Below are 15,908 nucleotides of genomic sequence, written 5' to 3'. Positions count from 1 at the left end.
GCCATGGGGCACAGGGCTGCCGCCGCGCTGATCCGCCATTTCGAGCAGGGCAGCAGCACCCTGCGTGACGAGGCGGTGGGGACGGCCTGCGTGTTCGGCTGCCACGCCCGCGACCGCATCCACAACGTCCGGTTCCCCGAACCCGGCCTGATCCTGGTGGCCAGCGGCGGCAAGGAGTTCCATCTCGATGGGCGCCAACTCGCCGCCCGGGCCGGGGATGCCATCGCCCTGTCGCCGGTCGAGACGGTGGATGTCGTCAACATCCCGCCGGAGGGCGGGCTGTACCGGTCCGTCCTGATCAGCTTCGCGCCGTCGCTGCTGCGCGCGTTCCGGCTGGGGTTCCCCCATCTCGCCGAAGGTGGCCGGCCGCCGCGACCCTTCGCCCTGCTGCGCTCCGACCGGCTCGCCGAGGCCGCGGACCATGCGCTGTCGGCCTTCGCCGCCGGGCCGAAGCTGTCGGTCGAGGCCACCCGGCACCGGATGACCGAGCTCTTGATCCTGCTGGCCGAGCAGGGCGTCGCCTGGCGGCCGGAGGCGGAGGAGCGTGTCGCCGAGCGGCTGCGGCTGCTGATCGCGGCGCAGCCGGCCGCCCCATGGTCGGCTGCCGATGCCGCCCGGCGCCTGGGCCTGAGCGAGCCGACGCTGCGCCGCCGCCTGCGGGCCGAGGGCGCCGGCTTCATCCGGGTGCTGAGCGACACCCGGCTGGACCATGCGCTGACGCTGCTCTATGGCGGCGCGGGCTCGATCGCCCAGGTCGCGCAGGCCTGCGGCTACCGCTCGCCCTCGCGCTTCGCCGGGCTGTTCCGGGCACGGTTCGGGCTGATCCCCTCCGCCACCCGCCCCGGGTCGGCGCCCGGACCGGCGATTGACCGGATCGGGACCGTCTCCGATCGGAACGGGACGACGCCGGAGGTGGTGTCGCCCTAGCGTCTCCTCACCCGATCACGAGGAGATCACCATGCGCACTGTATCCGCCGCCGGCCTGGCGCTGGCCGCCATTCTGTCCGCCGGCCCCGGCCGTGCCGCGGAATTCCGCCTGACCAGCCCGGACTTGGCCGATGGCGGCAAAATCGCCGACCGCTTCGTCTTCAACAGCTTCGGCTGCAGTGGAGACAATGTCTCCCCGGCCCTGGCCTGGTCAGGGGCGCCGGCCGGCACCAAGAGCTTCACTGTCACCGCCTATGATCCCGACGCACCGTCCGGCAGCGGCTGGTGGCACTGGGTGGTGGCCGACATCCCGGCGGGGGTCACCGCTTTGCCGGAAGGCGCGGGCGCGCCATCGGCGCCCGGCCTGCCGGCCGGGGCGGTGCAGGGCCGCACCGATTACGGCAGTTCGGCCTATGGCGGCCCCTGCCCGCCGCAGGGCGACCGGCCGCACCACTACATCTTCACGGTGCATGCGCTGTCGGTCGACCGCCTGCCGGTCGACCCGCAGGCCTCGGCGGCCATGGTCGGCTTCGCCCTGCACGGCACCGAGATCGGCCGCGCCAGCCTCACCGCCCTCTACGGGCGGTGAGGCCAGTCCGGGTCAGGCCGCCGCGCGGAGGGCCTGGCTGCGCAGCCGGGTCACCGCCGCGACGGTCGCCAGACAGGCTGCCGCGACCTCCTTGCCCTTGACCAGGAAATGCTCGCGGAAGAAGGCGGTGTGGGTCTCGTGCTCGTGGAAACGCTGCGGCGTCAGCACGGCCGACAGCACCGGCACCTCGGTGTCGAGCTGCACCCGCATCAGCCCGTCGATCACCGCGGTGGAGACGAACTCATGGCGGTAGATGCCGCCATCGACGATGAAGCCGGTGGCCACGATGGCATCGTAGCGGCCGGTCTTGGCCAGGAGCTGGGCGTGCAGCGGGATCTCGAACACGCCCGGCACCTCGAACAGGTCGACCTGCGGCGCCGGCTTGCCCGCCCGGGCAATCTCGGCCAGGAAGGCGGTCTTGCATTGGTCGACGATGTCGCGGTGCCAGCAAGCCTGGATGAACGCGACGCGACCGGTATCGGTATTCGACGGGGACTGAGACTGATTCATGGCCATCCTCACATAGGACCAGAATCAGGGCATACGGGACCGACCGCCGGGACTCGCCCGGCCTGACTTCCCCGTTCTCTTTCATCCGGACTGTGACCGTCGGCTTCGGATTCCAACCGAATCTGCTGACCCTGCCGATTGACCCGGCAGGCGCTCGCGGGCTTGTGCACCCTCCCGAAAGAGAAATGCCATCACCGCCGGTGGGGACTTGCACCCCGCCCTGAGAACGTTCGCCGCCCGGGGGATCCGGACGACTGTTTCGAATATCGGGAGGCAGCCACCGCTTGGCAAGCCCCGCTGTGCGGGCGTCTCAGATGCAGTTGCGCAGGGCCAGGGCGACGACGTCGCGATCGGCCGCGGTGAGGGTCGCGGTCTCGGCCCAGTCGGTGCCCCAGTTCGGCGGCACGCCGCCGGACAGGGTCAGGCTGCGGCCGGCCTGCAGCGCCGCCAGCTCTGCCGCCGTCAGGTCGACCGTCAGGAAGCCCCAGCCATCGTCGGTCTCGCGGCTTTCGGCATCCGCTACCGTGCGCTCCACCGCCTGGCCGCCGGCCTCCGCGGCGGCCAGGCCCAGCGTCACCGGCTCGGGCGACGGCACGTTGTTCTTGTCGGCGCCCCAGCGGCGGCTGAGCATCAGGGCGGCGGGGGCGGGTTTGCCGCGGCGGCAGAACAGGGTCAGCGTGTTCTCGTCGCCGCCCTGCGGGCCGATGCGGTGGGTGGTCACCGCCACGGCGCCGCCGCGGTAGGGCGTGACCTGCCAGGGCGTGCGGGTCTCGATCTCGCTGTTGTCGATGGCAAGGCCGGCGAGGTCGGCGGCGCCGAGCGTCTGCGGCGGCGCGTCCGGCGCCAGGGCCAGGCGCGGGCCGAAGGCCGGGTCGGCCCCCATCTCCGCCAGATACACGCCGATCCGGGAGGCCAGCATCAGGCCCTCGGCAAGGCCCTTGGCGGCGGACAGGCCGGGCCGGTCGACGAGCAGCGGCGACAGCACCAGCTGGTCGGGCCGCGGCGACCGCTCCTGCCCGCCGAGAAAGGCCAGAACGCAGGCGCCCTCGCATTGGCCGGCGATCTCCATCTCGATCGGCCGGCCGGCATCCGCCGACTCGGGGTCGGGCACGGTCCGGCCGACCGAGGTGGTGCAGCCGGCCGCGCGCAGGGCGCGGCCCAGGGCCATCGCCGCCTCGGCATCGCCGCCGGGCGAATCCAGCATCACCGGCTCGGCCGAATAGCAGCCGGACCAGCCCTCCTGCTTCAGGAACGCGGCGAAGGCGGCCGGCGCGTCGGCGATGATCAGCCCTTCCGCCGCCACCCATTCGCAGCCCAGGCAGTTGCCGCCATTGCCGGCCAGGCTGAAGCTCATCGCCTCGGTGCGGCGCGGCGGCGGGTCGGCCGCCAGGGCCGTCAGCGGCAGCAGGGCGGCCAGGCCGCCGGCGATCCAGGACACCACAAGTCGCACCGGTCTTTCCCCTTGCCCAGAAGGCGGTGGCGCCCCCGCGACACCGCATGGCGGAGCGGGCATAGTGCCGTGCCGCCGGTCGCAGCACCCTAGCAGCCGGATTCGGGCAACAGGAGGGCGGAGCGATGACGGACCGGACGGGTGGATGCCTGTGCGGGGCGGTGCGCTATCGGGTGACCGGGCCGCTGCGCCAGGTGGTGGCCTGCCATTGCGGCCAGTGCCGCCGCACCTCCGGCCATTTCGCCGCCTTCACCGCCTGCGCCAGCGGCGACCTGGTGCTGGAACGCAACAAGGGCCTGCGCTGGTACCGGTCCTCGCCCGAGGCCAGCCGCGGCTTCTGCGGCGAGTGCGGCGCCAGCCTGTTCTGGGCGGTGACCGGCGGCCCCAGGGTCAGCATCGCCGCCGGCACGCTGGATGGCGCCACCGGGCTGCGGATCGACGCCCATCTCTTCACCGCCGACAAGGGCGACTACTACGCGATCACGGACGGCGGCCGGCAATGGCCGCAGGACCCGGATCCCGATGCGCCGGACTATCCGCAGGTGCCCGGCCTGGCCTGAACCGACGGCGAGGGTGTGGCGAGAACGGAACGATGAAGATGGCGAGGATCGCGAAGGTGTCCATCGCCATCAGCGCGGCAGTCCGGTCTCGTCATAATCCAGGATCTCGTCCGGGCTGCGGCTGTCCAGAACCCGCATGGCGGCAACGCGCTTTCGGATTGCCGCAAGATCCTCCAGCAGCAGCGGCACCTGCCTCGCGCCCGCCACGCGGCGAAGCCTGTCCTCCAACGCCTGTCGGGTCGCTTCAGTGATCGATTCCCCGGTTTGCCGCGCCAGCTCGCGGGCTAGGCTTTCGGTTTCGGGGTCCTTGATATTGAGCGGCATGACGAGGGTCCCAGGTATCCTGTGAGGTAGAATATACTGTCGCCCGGACCGACCTGGTCGGATGACCCGTCAGAACGGCGAATCGGCCGGGGCCTGGTCGCGCCGTTCGGACAGGCCGTAGTCGCGCAGCACCGCGGCCACGCGCAGGCGGTAGTCGCGGAAGATGCCGTCGCGCCCGGCGGCCTGGGAGGCGCGGTGCTCGACCCGGTTGCGCCAGCCCGCCACCGCCGCCTCGTCCTGCCAGAACGACAGCGACAGCAGCTTTCCCGGATCGGTCAGGCTGCGGAAGCGCTCGACCGAGATGAAGCCGGGCATCTGCTCCAGGATCGGCTTCAGCCGGGCGGCGTGGTCGAGATAGTCGTCCATCCGGCCGTCCGCCGGCTCCACCTCGAAAATGATCGCGATCATCGTCTCTTCCCCGGCTGTTTCCCGGCATCCTAGCCCGGCCAGGGCGGGCAGGCACGCCGGCAGGCTTCGACCGCGACCGAAGCGTCCATCCGACATTTTGCGAATGCCGAGGCCCTCCGGCGCGACGCTTCCCGCAAGAACCCCCGTGACAAAGGCCGCGGCGTGACCTATATGCACGACATGACCTGTGTCCGCGCCCGCACCTACTTTTGGTACTTTAGCTACCCGCTGCCAGCGGCGGAGCGAGGGTGCGCGTGATCTGAAGACCGATCAACAGACGTCCCGAGAGCCGCCAGACCACCTGGCGGCTTTTTTAATGCCGCCGGTGTGGTGAACCCCCAGGAGCCCATGCCGTGCTGACCACCACCGACGACCTCCGCATCCGCGAGATCAAGGAACTGAGCACCCCCGACGCGGTGATGCGCGAATTCCCGCGCACCGCCGTGGCGACCCGCACCGTGACCGAGGCCCGACGCGCCCTGCACGGCATCCTGCACGGCACCGACGACCGCCTGGCGGTGGTGATCGGCCCCTGCTCGATCCACGATCCCGATGCCGCCATCGAATACGCGACCCGCCTGGCGCCGCTGCGCGCCCGCTTCGGCGACACGCTGGAGATCGTGATGCGGGTCTATTTCGAGAAGCCGCGCACCACGGTGGGCTGGAAGGGGCTGATCAACGACCCGGACCTGGACGGCAGCTTCCAGATCGACAAGGGCCTGCGGCTGGCCCGCCGGCTGCTGCTGGAGGTCAACACGCTGGGCCTGCCGGCGGCCTGCGAGTTCCTGGACATGACCACGCCGCAATACATCGCCGACCTGGTCGGCTGGGGCGCGATCGGCGCCCGCACCACCGAAAGCCAGATCCACCGCGAGATGGCGTCCGGCCTGTCCTGCCCGGTCGGGTTCAAGAACGGCACCGACGGCAATGTGAAGATCGCGGTCGACGCCGTGGGCTCGGCGTCGCAGCCGCATCATTTCCTGGCGGTGACCAAGACCGGCCAGTCGGCGATCGCCGCCACCACCGGCAACGAGGACGCGCACATCATGCTGCGCGGCGGCAAGACGCCGAACTACGACGCCGCCAGCGTCGAGGCCGCCTGCGCCGAGCTGACCCGCGCCGGGCTGCGGCCGGTGGTGATGATCGACGCCAGCCACGCCAACAGCAGCAAGAAGCCGGAGAACCAGCCGCTGGTGGTCGAGGACGTGTCGCGCCAGGTCGGCGCCGGCGACGGGCGCATCATCGGCGTCATGGTCGAAAGCCACCTGGTCGCCGGGCGGCAGGAACTGGTCGCGGGCCGACCCCTGGTCTACGGCCAGAGCATCACCGATGGCTGCATCGGCTGGGACGCCTCGGTCGCGGTGCTGGAGCGGCTGGCCGAGGCTGTCGCAGCGCGGCGAACTGTAACGGCACGGACGTTGACGGCGACGGCCTGAGCCCGGATGATTGACGCATGATCAGGTCCGCCCCCAACGCTACCACCGGCCGACGTCGCCGCCATCCGGCGGCGGCGTGGGCGGAGGGATGCGAGGGTGTTGCCGGAACCAGGGCCGGCTAGACCGGACAACATATCCCGACCCGCCCGAACCCGCCGATCCCCGATCGGCGGGTTTTTCGTCTCGCCGTCACCCCGAGGAGAAGAGACATGAGCCAGCCCGAAGCCGAGGATGAGCTGCAGATCCGCCGCGCGGTCGCAGCCGATGCCGACGCCGTCCGCGCGCTGACCCGTGCGGCCTATGCCAAATGGGTGCCGGTGATCGGCCGCGAGCCGATGCCGATGGCGGCGGATTACGACCTGGCGGTGCGCGAGCACCGGATCGACCTGCTGTATGCCGGCGGCGCCCTGGTCGCGCTGATCGAGATGGTCGACCGCGGCGACGACCTGCTGATCGAGAATGTGGCGGTCGCCCCCGACGCCCAGCGCCGCGGCCACGGCCAGCGCCTGCTGGCGCATGCCGCGGCGCTGGCGGCCGAACTCGGCCGGCCGGCGCTGCGCCTGTACACCAACCCGCAATTCACCGGGAATGTCGACCTCTATGCCCGGGCCGGCTTCGCGGTCGAGCGCGAGGAGCCGTTCAAGGACGGCACCGTCGTTCACATGCACAAGCCGGTGCGGCCGGAGCGCCCGGCCCTGTCGAGCTGACGGCAAGGTCCCAGCCTGGGCCCCGATGAATATGTGGGGACCGATGAAATGCCTGAATTGGACCCAGACTGGGACTTAAGTCTTACCGACAGATATTTTGATGCGCAAGATGATTTCTTTCGTCCGACTTTATAATACTTATAAGGTCCGGAAAAAATTCATCAAATCCGACCGATATACAATCACAGCGGATGACGCCGCACCGCCGAGAGCCAGATCGGTCTCTCAGCCCTTAACACTCCCGCTCGTCAGGCCGGAGACGATCGAGCGCTGCAGCAGCAGCCCGACCAGCACCGGCGGGGCCGCGGCGATCACCCCGGCGGTCGCCAGCAGGCCGTAGTCGGAGACGCGGCCGCTGGCGAGGTTGGCGATGACCACGGTCAGCGTCTGGGCCCGGCTGTCGCTGGTGAACAGCATGGCGTAGAGGAACTCGTCCCACACGATCAGCGCCGAGAACAGCAGCGTGGTGCCGATCACCGGCCGGGCCAGCGGCAGGGTGACGCGCAGCAGGATCTGCCACAGCCGCGCGCCGTCGATCCGCGCCGCCTCCTCCAGATCCACCGGGATGTTGTCGATGCCGCTCTTCAGCAGCCAGGTGGTGAAGGGCAGCACGATGGTGCAGTCGGCGATCATCAGCGCCCAGGGCGAGTTGAGCAGGTCGAACGACGACAGGATGCGGTACAGCGGCACCACGAACATCAGCGGCGGCAGCATGTAGGTGGCGACGATCAGGTACAGCATCCAGCTGTACCGCTTGGGGTAGCGCGAGAACACCCAGGCCGCCGGGATCGCCAGCAGGAAGGCCAGCACCGTGGTGCCCAGCGCCACCAGGCAGGTGTTGCGCAGCGCCGCCAGGAACGCCGCGCCGTCGCCGTTCGACGAGATGGTGAGCAGCCTGGTGTAGCGCGAGAAGTCGAGCTCGCTCGGGATCCAGGCCAAAGGCAGGGTGGTGAGGTCGCGGGTCGAGCTGACGCTCATCACCAGCAGCCACAGCACCGGCACCAGGATGACGATGCCGACCAGGTACATGGCGGCGTAGGCGGCGATCCGGCCGGGCAGGGACATGCGCATCGGTCAGGCCCTCGGCTGGTTGCGCAGGACGCGGGTGTAGCTGGCGATCAGCACCAGGCTGAGGGCGACCGACAGCATCGCCAGCGAGGCGCCGTAGCCGGCGTGGCGGAACGAGAACGCCTCCTGGTAGATCAGGATGCTGAGCGACTTGGTGCTGTCGACCGGGCCGCCGCGGGTCATCACCCAGATGATGTCGAACACCTTCACCGCCTCGATCATGCGCAGCACCGCGGCGATGCTGAGCGGCAGCAGGATCACCGGCAGGGTCACCGCGCGGAAGCGGGCGAGGAAGCCGGCGCCGTCGATCGTCGCCGCCTCGCGCAGATCCTTCGGCACGCTCTGCAGCCCGGCCAGGGTGATCAGCGCCACCAGCGAGAAGGTCTTCCAGATGTCGGCGGCGCCGATCGCGAACAGCGCGGTCGCCGGGCTGCCGAGCCAGCTCTGGTACTGGTCGATGAAGCCGAGCTGCAGCAGCAGCGCGTTCAGGGCGCCGAAATCCGGGTTGTAGATCACCCGCCAGGCCATGGCGTTGACCACGGTCGGCAGCGCCCAGGGCACGATCAGCAGGAAGCGGAAGAAGGCCCGGCCCTTCAGCGGCATGTCGAGCAGCAGCCCGACGCACAGGCCGAGCACCATCTCGATGCTGACGGTCAGCACGGTGAACAGCGTGGTGACGCCGAGCGCCTTGAGGAAGCCCGGCGAACGGAAGGCGCGGATGTAGTTGTCGATGCCGACGAAATTGCCGCTGGCGCCGCCGAGCTGGGCGTCGGTGAAGCTGAGCCAGACCGTGTCGAGCAACGGCCAGCCGATGACAGCAGCCAGGACCACCAGGAGCGGCAGGACCAGCAGCAACCGCCCACGAAACGTCAAGACAGTCCTCTTGCTTGGGACGGGAGTAAGAGCCCCCTCCCCGCCCGGCCGATGGCCGGGCGGGGAGGGGGTCGAGCGGTCAGGCCGGCGTCAGTTGGTGGCGCCGAGGTCCGAAGCCGCCGACTTCAGCGCGTCCGCGGCCGAGGCCTGGCCCAGCAGCGCCTGCTGCAGGGCCTGCTGCAGCCGGTTCGAGAACTGGGTGTAGTCGACCGCCTGCGGCCGGCTGAACAGCTTGGCGAAGGACTTGTCCTGCGCCTCCAGCAGCGGCGCCAACGGCGAGGTCTTCAGCGACGGGTCGGCGTAGTAGGACTTCCAGATCGGCGGGCCGCTGTTGGCATACTTGGCTTCGACTTCGGGCGAGGCGAGATAGCTGATGTAGGTCCAGGCCGCGTCCTGCTTCTTGCTGCCGGCGGGGATGCCGAGGCCCATGCCGCCATTGACGGTCGAGACCGTGCTTTTCCCGTCGACGCCGGGCGGGGCGATGACGCCGACCTGGCCGACGACCTGCGATTCCTTCGGGTCGGTGTTGGCCTGGTTGTACATGTAGGTCCAGTTCAGCGCGAAGGCCGCCTGGCCGCTGGAGAAGACGCGGCGCACGTCCTCTTCGAGATACTCGGTCGAATGCGGGTTGGTGGTGCCGTTCTTCAGGGTGTCGACCATGAAGTTCAGCGCGTCCAGGCCGCCGCCGGTCTGGAAGCCGGGCTTGCCGCTGGCGTCGAGGAAGTCGCCGCCGAAGGCCTGCATCAGGATGGCATAGTCGCAGATGATCGCCTCGGCCTGGCTCCAGCTCCACACGATCGGGTACTGGACGATGCCCTTCTGCTTCAGGATCTCGGCGTCCTTGATCACCTCGGGCCAGCTGGCCGGCGGCTTGGCGATCCCGGCCTTCTCCAGCATGGCCTTGTTGTAGAACAGGAACTTGCTGTCCATCAGCCAGGGCATGCCGTAGGACTTGCCCTTGTAGTCGACCGTGGTCCAGGCGCCGGCCTGCACCGCGTCGCGGGTCTTGGCGTCGATCCGGCCGGTGACGTCGGCCAGGATGTTGTTGGCGGCGAATTCCGCCGGCCAGATCACGTCGAACAGCACGACGTCGTAGCCGCCGCCGGACCCGGCCGCGAGGGTGATCTTGTCGTGCAGCGTCTCGTAGGGGACGAACTCCAGCTTCACCTGGATGTCGGGATGTGCCTTCTCGAAGGCCTCGGTCATCGCCCGCACATCCGATTCGGAATAGCCGGCCTGGGCCATGAACAGGCCGTTGAGCACGGTCTGGGCCTGGGCGGCGCCCGGAAGGCTCAGAAGCAGGGTGATGCCGAGCGTCGCACAGGCCTTGCGGCCGATATGTCCCATTATGCCACCTCCCAGTCGGGCGGCAGGCGGCGGTTGTCCCGCAATTCGCTGCCGGCCAATTAATCAAACAGTGTTTTATTAATCACGAAGCCGCAGGGGGTTGTCAACGGCCTTGCCTCTGCATCGCGGCTCAGCCGGCGAGGCGGACGCCGAGCAGGGCCAGGGCCGGATTGTCGGCCGCGGCGGTGCCGATGCTGGGCGAGGCCGACAGGCGGGACAGGCTGGATTGCAGCAGCACCGCGACCGGCAGCGCCGCGGCGCCCATCGCCGGCAGGTCGGCGGCGTGCTCCGCCGGCACCAGCCGCGGCAGGCTGCTGGCATGACGGTGGGTCATGCCCGGCAGCAGCGGGCTGGCGGCGGCAATCAGGCCTTCCATCAGCTCCGGCGGCAGGCCGCCGCCGATCACGATGGTGTCGGGGTCGAACATCGCCTCGATGTTGCGGATGGCGATGCGCAGATACTCGCCGGCCTCCTGCTGCCAGGCCAGGAGGCGGGGGTCGCCGTCGCGCAGCAGCGCCACCAGCTCCTCCGCCGGCACCTCGTCGGGCGCGCGGGTCGGGCCGCACACCGCCTCGGCGGCGGCGTAAAGCGAGACATACTGTTCGAGGCAGCCGCGGCTGCCGCAGGGGCACAACCGGCCGCCGGGCTTGACGATCATGTGCCCGATCTCGCCGGCGCCGCCGAAGGCGCCGCGGTAGTGCTGGCCGTCGACCACGATGCCGCCGCCGACGCCGAGGTTGAAGTGCAGGTAGAAGAAGCTGCTGGCGACGCGGCCGACGCCGTACAGCCGCTCGCCGATCGCGGCCACGGTGGCATCGTTCTCGACCAGCACCCACAGGCCGGTCAGCCGCTCCAGCTCCGCCCCCAGCGGGAAACGGATCCAGGCCTCGGCCTCCTTCACCTTGTCGTACCAGAAGGCGCCGTTCTGGACCGTGCCGGGCACGCTGCAGCCGACGCCCCAGACTTGGCTGGGGTCGATGCCGGACGCGGACAGCAGGTCGCGCGTCTGGTCCGCCAGCACCTGCGCCGCCGCCTGCGGCTCGCGCTCCGACAGGGCCCGCGTGTCATGGGCAACGATCTGGCCGGTCAGGTCGACCAGCACGCCGGTGACCCGGCGGTAGGCGAGGCTGAGACCGATGGTGTAGCCGCCGGCGGGGTTGACCGACAGCTCGACCGCCGGCTGGCCGCGCAGCCCCATGCGCTTGCCGTCCTGGCGGATCAGCCCGGCGGCCTCGAGCTCCGTCGCGATGTTGGAGATGCCCTGCACCGTCAGGCCGATCAGCCGCGCCAGCTCCGCCCGCGTCACCGGCCCGTGGCGGCGCACCGCTTCGAACACCGCGCGGCGGTTCAACGCCCGCGCATGCTCCAGATTCGCCCCCTGGAAGGTGCCGGACTGGTCCGCCGGACGCGCCATGAAGTTTCCCCTCGACGATGAAACCGATCCAATATAATCAAACAGCGTTTAATTAATAGCCGCCATCACGAGCGACCCCAGGGAGCCCTCCGATGCAGATCGGCACCTATATTTGCCAACAACCCGCCATCCTGGCCGCCCTGCCCGGCGTGCTGGCCCAGCCCCTGGCCGCGCTGCCGGCACTGGCGCGGACGCCGGAGCGGATCGTGCTGCTGGGCACCGGTTCGTCGATGAACGCGCTGCTGGCCGGGGCCGACGCCCTGGAGGCGGCGACCGGCGCCGCGATCGTGGCCAAGGAGCCGGAGGCGTTCCTGCGCCGGCCGCCGCGGCCGAACGCGTCGGCGACGCTGGTGCTGGCGGCGTCGCAGTCGGGCATGAGCATCACCTCGATCGAGGCGGTGCGGCTGGCGGTCGCGCTGGGGTTCCCGACCGTGGTGATCACCGCCGACGGCGACAGTCCGATCGCCAAGGCCGGCGCCGACACCGTGCTGATCCCGATCGGGCCGGAGACGGTGGGCCCGAAGACCAAGGGCTACACCGCCACGGTGCTGGCCGTCCTGTCCGTCGCCGCCCGCCTCGGCGGACGCCCGCTCGACCTGTCCGGTCTTGCCGCCGCGCTGGAGCGGACGGTCGAGACCGGCCGGCTGGCGGCCGACGAGCTGCTGCAGCGTGTCGGGGTGCCCGACTACATCCTGGTCGCCGGCCAGGCCGGCCATGTCGGCACCGCGCTGGAGGCCTCGCTGAAGATCGCCGAGATCAGCGGCGTGCCGACCGCGGCCTTCGACACCGAGGAGGCGCTGCACGGCCATTGCTACGGCACCACGCCGAACAGCCTGGTGATCGTGATCGCGCAGACCGCCGACGAGGCCGGGGTGGCCGCCAATCTGGGCGAGGCGCTGACGCCGCTGGGGCCGCGGCTGGCGGTGTGCAACCTGTCCGGCCATGCCACCCGCTTCGACTGGACCGTGGCCTGGCCGGAGGGGGCGGGGCCTGAGGAGCTGGAATGGCTGGGACCCGCCTGGGCGCCGGTCCCGTTCCAGTGGCTGGGCTGCGCCCTGGCGACGGCGCGCGGGCTGAACCCGGACACCATGATCTATCCGGACATCGGCAAGAAGCTGAACGTCCGCCTGCGGTCGACGGTGGCATGATGCCGGTCGCGGTCGGACTGGACATCGGCGGCTCCTCCACCAAGCTGGGCGCCATCGACGCGCAGGGCCGGGTACTGGCCCGAGCCCGCTTCTCGGTGCCGAAGGAGGCGGGATTCGACGATTTCGCCGCCGCCGCCATCGCGGCCGTCGCGGCGTTGCAGCGCGAGATCCCGCCGATCGACGCCATCGGCATCGGCGTGCCGGGCTATCCCCATCCCGGGACCGGCCTGCTGTTCGGGCGCTGCCCGGCGGTGCCGGCGCTGATGGGCGGGTCGCTGTCGCAGGTGCTGGGCAGCCATTTCGGCGTGCCGGCGGCGATCGGCAACGACGCGGTCTGCGCCACCCATGGCGAGATGCAGTCCGGCGCCGGCCGCGACCTGCAGCGCTTCGCCCTGTTCACCCTGGGCACCGGCATCGGCGGCGCGGTGGTGATCGACCGCCGGGTGATCGACGGCCCGGTCGGCCTGCCGCCGCAATTCGGCTGCATGTCGATGGACCCCGCCCGCACCGACATCGCCGACCCGGTGCCGGGGATGCTGGAGAACCTGGCCAGCGCCACCGCGCTGGTGAAGCGCTATGCCGAGCTGCGGCCCGGCTTCGAGGACCAGGGGGCGCAGCTGGTCTGCGACCGGGCCAAGGCCGGCGAGCCCGAGGCGATGCAGGCGATCGACGAGGTGGCGCGTTGGCTGGCCCAGGCGGTCGGCATCATGGCCAACATGCTGAACCTCGAGGCCGCCATCCTGGGCGGCGGCGTGTCGCTGGCCGGGCCGATGCTGGCCGACCGGGTGGCGGCCCACCTGCCCGACTTCATCCTGGCCCTGCCCGGCCGGTCGCCCAAGGTGCTGCTGGCGGTGCATGGCAACGACGCCGGCATGATCGGCGCCGCCACGCTGGGCCTGGGCGCCGTCGCCCGCCCCGCCGCCACGGGAGGCTGACGCCCGTCAGTCCTTGCGGGCCATGTAGGCGGCGAAGGCGTCCTTGTGGTCGCGGTGCCAGCGCGACAGGGCTGGACGGTTGTGGATGATGTCCTCCGCCGCCCAGCGGATGCGCTTCTCGTCCACCGCCCGGGTCACGTCGTTGTCGGGGCACAGGATATAGAACTCGCCGCGGCCGAGGCTGTCGAGCATGAAGTCGATGACCTGATCCGCGCTCCAGGCCGCCGCCGGCTTCTCGGTCTCGCCGCGGGCGGTGATGCCGGTGAAGGTGTAGCCGGGGATCAGCAGATGCGCGGTGACGCGGCAGCCTTCGGTCTCGCGCAGAGCATGCGCCAGGCCTTCGGTCAGCGCCTTCACCCCGGCCTTGGAGACGTTGTAGGCGGTGTCGCCCGGCGGGGTGGTGATGCCCTGCTTCGAGCCGGTGTTGATGATCAGCCCGTCGCCGCCCGCCCCGATCATCGCCGGGGTGAAGGCCTGGACCCCGTGGATCACGCCATAGAGGTTGACGTCCAGCACCCGGCGCCAGCGGTCGTAGTTCTGCCAGGGGCCGCCGCCATTGCCGATGCCGGCATTGTTCATCAGCACCCCGACCTCGCCGAACACATCCAGGGCGACGTCGCGCAGGCCCTCGACCTCCTCGAGCAGCGAGACGTCGGTCGGCACGGCGCGGACATCGGGCGCGCCGCCGGCGGCGATCTCCGCCACCTCGCTCGCAGCGCGCTCCAGCGCCTCGCCCGGCAGGTCGGCCAGCACGACCTTGAGGCCGATCTTGGCGAAGCGCTTGGCGGCGGCGAGGCCGATGCCGCCGGCGGCGCCGGTGATGACGGCGACGCGGCCGGCCTGGATCGCGGGATGGGTGGTCATGGGGCTCTCCCTGTCTCGATGTACGGCAGCGGCTCAGGCATCCGGGAAATCGGCCGCTTCACTGACCTTGGCCCAGGCCTCGAAGTCGCGGCGCAGCGCCTCGAGCTTGCCATGGGCGCCGGCCACGGCGGCCTTGCCCAGCAGCAGGCGCAGCGGCGGTTCCGGCGATTCCACCACCTGGACGATGGCGGCGGCGGCCCGCACCGGGTCGCCGGGCTGGCGGCCGCTGCGGGCGCGGATCTGCCGCCAGCGGGCGCCGGCGGTTTCGGAATAGTCCTCGATCACCCGGCTGACCTCGTTGGCCGAGCGGCCGGCCCAATCGGTGCGGAAGCCGCTGGGTTCGATCAGCGTCACCTTGATGCCGAGCGGCGCGACCTCCTGCGCCAGCGCCTCGGACAGGCCTTCGACCGCGAATTTGGTGGCGTTGTAGAAGCCGACCCCAGGGCTGGCGCGGATGCCGCCGAGCGAGGAGATGTTGACGATGTGGCCGCGGCGGCGCGCCCGCATGCCCGGCAGCACCGCCTGGGTCATGGCGGCGAGGCCCCAGAAATTGACCTCGACCATGCGGCGAATTTCGGCCTCGTCGCTCTCCTCCACCGCGGCGAAGTAGCCGATGCCGGCATTGTTCACCAGCACGTCGATGCTGCCGAATTCCGCCTCGGCTGCCTTGACCGACGCCGCGACCTCCTCAGGCCTGGTGACGTCCAGCTTCAGCACCAGGGCGCGGCCGTCATGGCCCGCGGCGAGATCCTCGACCTGGGACGGGTCGCGGGCGGTGACCACGGCGCGGTAGCCGAGGCCCAGCACATGGCGGGCGATCTCGCGGCCGAAGCCGGTGGAACAGCCGGTGATGAACCAGACAGGCTTGTCCTGCTGAGGCATGGTCGGAGGTCCTGCGATGCGGGAGCCGCCGAGGGGCGACGGCAAGGGCGGCGGCCGCGGCAGGCCGTCGCCCTTGATCTAGGATCGCCGCGCCATCGCGGCAAGGCAGGCCGCCGAAATAGCGTCAGCGCTGCGGGGCGGCGTCGCGGATCGCGACGTGGTGGCGGATCACCTCGGCGACGATGAAGGCCAGGAACTTCTCGGCGAAATCCGGGTCGAGATGGGCGTCTTCCGCCAGCCGGCGCAGCCGCGCGATCTGGGTCGCCTCACGCGCCGGGTCGGCCGGCGGCAGGCCGGTGGTGGCCTTCAGCGCGCCCACCCGCTGGGTGCATTTGAAGCGCTCGGCCAGAAGATGGACCAGGGCGGCGTCGATGTTGTCGATGCTGCTGCGCAACGCCGCGAGTTCGGGCGGAAGGCCGGCTTTCGGCTGCTGGTCGGCGTGCTGGTCCATGACGGTCACCTTGGG

General features: G+C 70.6%; 18 protein-coding genes and 1 riboswitch. Of the genes, 7 read left to right on the top strand and 11 right to left on the bottom strand.

Features of this window, described 5'->3' with window-relative positions; all coding sequences use genetic code 11:
• The first annotated feature begins 3 nt into the window (after positions 1 to 3).
• Positions 4 to 927 (top strand): helix-turn-helix transcriptional regulator, encoded by a 924-nt coding sequence (locus tag E9232_RS14915; protein WP_309794947.1) that lies wholly within the window; start codon positions 4 to 6, stop codon positions 925 to 927.
• A 31-nt stretch (positions 928 to 958) separates the two neighbouring features.
• Positions 959 to 1,516, top strand: coding sequence for a YbhB/YbcL family Raf kinase inhibitor-like protein (locus E9232_RS14910; protein WP_309794946.1), 558 nt, complete (start codon positions 959 to 961; stop codon positions 1,514 to 1,516).
• Between the two features lie 12 nt (positions 1,517 to 1,528).
• Here E9232_RS14910 and E9232_RS14905 read toward each other — a convergent pair whose 3' ends face one another.
• Positions 1,529 to 2,026, bottom strand: a complete 498-nt coding sequence (locus E9232_RS14905; RefSeq protein WP_309794945.1) for a 6,7-dimethyl-8-ribityllumazine synthase — start codon at positions 2,024 to 2,026, stop codon at positions 1,529 to 1,531.
• A 69-nt stretch (positions 2,027 to 2,095) separates the two neighbouring features.
• Positions 2,096 to 2,258, bottom strand: a riboswitch (FMN riboswitch).
• 78 nt (positions 2,259 to 2,336) lie between these two features.
• Entirely contained in the window at positions 2,337 to 3,476 is a 1,140-nt protein-coding gene (locus E9232_RS14900; protein ID WP_309794944.1) for a hypothetical protein, read from the bottom strand.
• Between the two features lie 125 nt (positions 3,477 to 3,601).
• Here E9232_RS14900 and E9232_RS14895 point away from each other — a divergent pair, with 125 nt between their 5' ends.
• On the top strand, positions 3,602 to 4,036 hold the full coding sequence (locus tag E9232_RS14895; protein WP_309794943.1) for a GFA family protein: 435 nt from the start codon (positions 3,602 to 3,604) through the stop codon (positions 4,034 to 4,036).
• A gap of 69 nt (positions 4,037 to 4,105) precedes the next feature.
• Here E9232_RS14895 and E9232_RS14890 read toward each other — a convergent pair whose 3' ends face one another.
• Complete coding sequence (locus tag E9232_RS14890) at positions 4,106 to 4,360, bottom strand: type II toxin-antitoxin system VapB family antitoxin (RefSeq protein WP_309794942.1); 255 nt, start codon at positions 4,358 to 4,360, stop codon at positions 4,106 to 4,108.
• A gap of 69 nt (positions 4,361 to 4,429) precedes the next feature.
• Positions 4,430 to 4,768 (bottom strand): antibiotic biosynthesis monooxygenase family protein, encoded by a 339-nt coding sequence (locus E9232_RS14885; RefSeq protein ID WP_309794941.1) that lies wholly within the window; start codon positions 4,766 to 4,768, stop codon positions 4,430 to 4,432.
• Positions 4,769 to 5,121: 353 nt separating this feature from the next.
• Here E9232_RS14885 and E9232_RS14880 point away from each other — a divergent pair, with 353 nt between their 5' ends.
• Both E9232_RS14880 and E9232_RS14875 read left to right on the top strand, forming a co-directional pair.
• Positions 5,122 to 6,204, top strand: coding sequence for a 3-deoxy-7-phosphoheptulonate synthase (locus tag E9232_RS14880; RefSeq protein WP_309794940.1), 1,083 nt, complete (start codon positions 5,122 to 5,124; stop codon positions 6,202 to 6,204).
• 209 nt (positions 6,205 to 6,413) lie between these two features.
• Entirely contained in the window at positions 6,414 to 6,911 is a 498-nt protein-coding gene (locus tag E9232_RS14875) for a GNAT family N-acetyltransferase (protein WP_309794939.1), read from the top strand.
• A gap of 225 nt (positions 6,912 to 7,136) precedes the next feature.
• Here E9232_RS14875 and E9232_RS14870 read toward each other — a convergent pair whose 3' ends face one another.
• The 4 genes from E9232_RS14870 to E9232_RS14855 form a co-directional block, all read right to left on the bottom strand.
• Positions 7,137 to 7,982 (bottom strand): carbohydrate ABC transporter permease, encoded by an 846-nt coding sequence (locus tag E9232_RS14870; RefSeq protein WP_309794938.1) that lies wholly within the window; start codon positions 7,980 to 7,982, stop codon positions 7,137 to 7,139.
• 3 nt (positions 7,983 to 7,985) lie between these two features.
• Positions 7,986 to 8,852 carry a carbohydrate ABC transporter permease gene (locus E9232_RS14865; RefSeq protein ID WP_309794937.1) on the bottom strand — a complete coding sequence of 289 codons (867 nt, stop codon included), beginning with the start codon at positions 8,850 to 8,852 and terminating at the stop codon, positions 7,986 to 7,988.
• A 90-nt stretch (positions 8,853 to 8,942) separates the two neighbouring features.
• On the bottom strand, positions 8,943 to 10,199 hold the full coding sequence (locus tag E9232_RS14860; protein WP_309794936.1) for an extracellular solute-binding protein: 1,257 nt from the start codon (positions 10,197 to 10,199) through the stop codon (positions 8,943 to 8,945).
• A gap of 130 nt (positions 10,200 to 10,329) precedes the next feature.
• Positions 10,330 to 11,613, bottom strand: a complete 1,284-nt coding sequence (locus E9232_RS14855; RefSeq protein ID WP_309794935.1) for an ROK family transcriptional regulator — start codon at positions 11,611 to 11,613, stop codon at positions 10,330 to 10,332.
• Positions 11,614 to 11,705: 92 nt separating this feature from the next.
• Here E9232_RS14855 and E9232_RS14850 point away from each other — a divergent pair, with 92 nt between their 5' ends.
• Together E9232_RS14850 and E9232_RS14845 are read left to right on the top strand one after the other, a co-directional pair.
• Positions 11,706 to 12,761: an SIS domain-containing protein gene (locus tag E9232_RS14850; RefSeq protein ID WP_309794934.1), complete on the top strand. Its 1,056-nt coding sequence runs from the start codon at positions 11,706 to 11,708 to the stop codon at positions 12,759 to 12,761.
• Positions 12,758 to 13,696, top strand: a complete 939-nt coding sequence (locus E9232_RS14845) for an ROK family protein (RefSeq protein ID WP_309794933.1) — start codon at positions 12,758 to 12,760, stop codon at positions 13,694 to 13,696. The genes E9232_RS14850 and E9232_RS14845 overlap by 4 nt, the downstream gene beginning before the upstream one ends.
• Before the next feature lie 6 nt (positions 13,697 to 13,702).
• Here E9232_RS14845 and E9232_RS14840 read toward each other — a convergent pair whose 3' ends face one another.
• The 3 genes from E9232_RS14840 to E9232_RS14830 all read right to left on the bottom strand — a co-directional run bounded on the left by E9232_RS14840 (position 13,703) and on the right by E9232_RS14830 (position 15,893).
• On the bottom strand, positions 13,703 to 14,560 hold the full coding sequence (locus E9232_RS14840; protein WP_309794932.1) for an SDR family NAD(P)-dependent oxidoreductase: 858 nt from the start codon (positions 14,558 to 14,560) through the stop codon (positions 13,703 to 13,705).
• Positions 14,561 to 14,593: 33 nt separating this feature from the next.
• Positions 14,594 to 15,442, bottom strand: coding sequence for an oxidoreductase (locus E9232_RS14835; RefSeq protein WP_309794931.1), 849 nt, complete (start codon positions 15,440 to 15,442; stop codon positions 14,594 to 14,596).
• 124 nt (positions 15,443 to 15,566) lie between these two features.
• The gene (locus tag E9232_RS14830; RefSeq protein WP_309794930.1) at positions 15,567 to 15,893 is read right to left on the bottom strand and encodes a chorismate mutase; all 327 of its coding nucleotides are present in this window, start codon (positions 15,891 to 15,893) and stop codon (positions 15,567 to 15,569) included.
• Between the last annotated feature and the right edge of the window lie 15 nt (positions 15,894 to 15,908).

The organism is Inquilinus ginsengisoli (assembly GCF_031453975.1).
Classification (GTDB): domain Bacteria; phylum Pseudomonadota; class Alphaproteobacteria; order DSM-16000; family Inquilinaceae; genus Inquilinus; species Inquilinus ginsengisoli_A.
Note: the sequence above shows the minus strand (reverse complement) of the source record. Positions and strands in the feature narration are given on the sequence as shown.

Excerpts from the sequence above, each read along its gene's own strand:
- E9232_RS14915 (WP_309794947.1), top strand. The coding sequence starts at position 4 with ATGGGGCACAGGGCTGCCGCCGCGCTGATCCGCCATTTCGAGCAGGGC.
- E9232_RS14910 (WP_309794946.1), top strand. The coding sequence starts at position 959 with ATGCGCACTGTATCCGCCGCCGGCCTGGCGCTGGCCGCCATTCTGTCC.
- E9232_RS14905 (WP_309794945.1), bottom strand. The coding sequence starts at position 2,026 with ATGAATCAGTCTCAGTCCCCGTCGAATACCGATACCGGTCGCGTCGCG.
- E9232_RS14895 (WP_309794943.1), top strand. The coding sequence starts at position 3,602 with ATGACGGACCGGACGGGTGGATGCCTGTGCGGGGCGGTGCGCTATCGG.
- E9232_RS14890 (WP_309794942.1), bottom strand. The coding sequence starts at position 4,360 with ATGCCGCTCAATATCAAGGACCCCGAAACCGAAAGCCTAGCCCGCGAG.
- E9232_RS14885 (WP_309794941.1), bottom strand. The coding sequence starts at position 4,768 with ATGATCGCGATCATTTTCGAGGTGGAGCCGGCGGACGGCCGGATGGAC.
- E9232_RS14875 (WP_309794939.1), top strand. The coding sequence starts at position 6,414 with ATGAGCCAGCCCGAAGCCGAGGATGAGCTGCAGATCCGCCGCGCGGTC.
- E9232_RS14870 (WP_309794938.1), bottom strand. The coding sequence starts at position 7,982 with ATGCGCATGTCCCTGCCCGGCCGGATCGCCGCCTACGCCGCCATGTAC.
- E9232_RS14860 (WP_309794936.1), bottom strand. The coding sequence starts at position 10,199 with ATGGGACATATCGGCCGCAAGGCCTGTGCGACGCTCGGCATCACCCTG.
- E9232_RS14855 (WP_309794935.1), bottom strand. The coding sequence starts at position 11,613 with ATGGCGCGTCCGGCGGACCAGTCCGGCACCTTCCAGGGGGCGAATCTG.
- E9232_RS14850 (WP_309794934.1), top strand. The coding sequence starts at position 11,706 with ATGCAGATCGGCACCTATATTTGCCAACAACCCGCCATCCTGGCCGCC.
- E9232_RS14845 (WP_309794933.1), top strand. The coding sequence starts at position 12,758 with ATGATGCCGGTCGCGGTCGGACTGGACATCGGCGGCTCCTCCACCAAG.
- E9232_RS14840 (WP_309794932.1), bottom strand. The coding sequence starts at position 14,560 with ATGACCACCCATCCCGCGATCCAGGCCGGCCGCGTCGCCGTCATCACC.
- E9232_RS14835 (WP_309794931.1), bottom strand. The coding sequence starts at position 15,442 with ATGCCTCAGCAGGACAAGCCTGTCTGGTTCATCACCGGCTGTTCCACC.
- E9232_RS14830 (WP_309794930.1), bottom strand. The coding sequence starts at position 15,893 with ATGGACCAGCACGCCGACCAGCAGCCGAAAGCCGGCCTTCCGCCCGAA.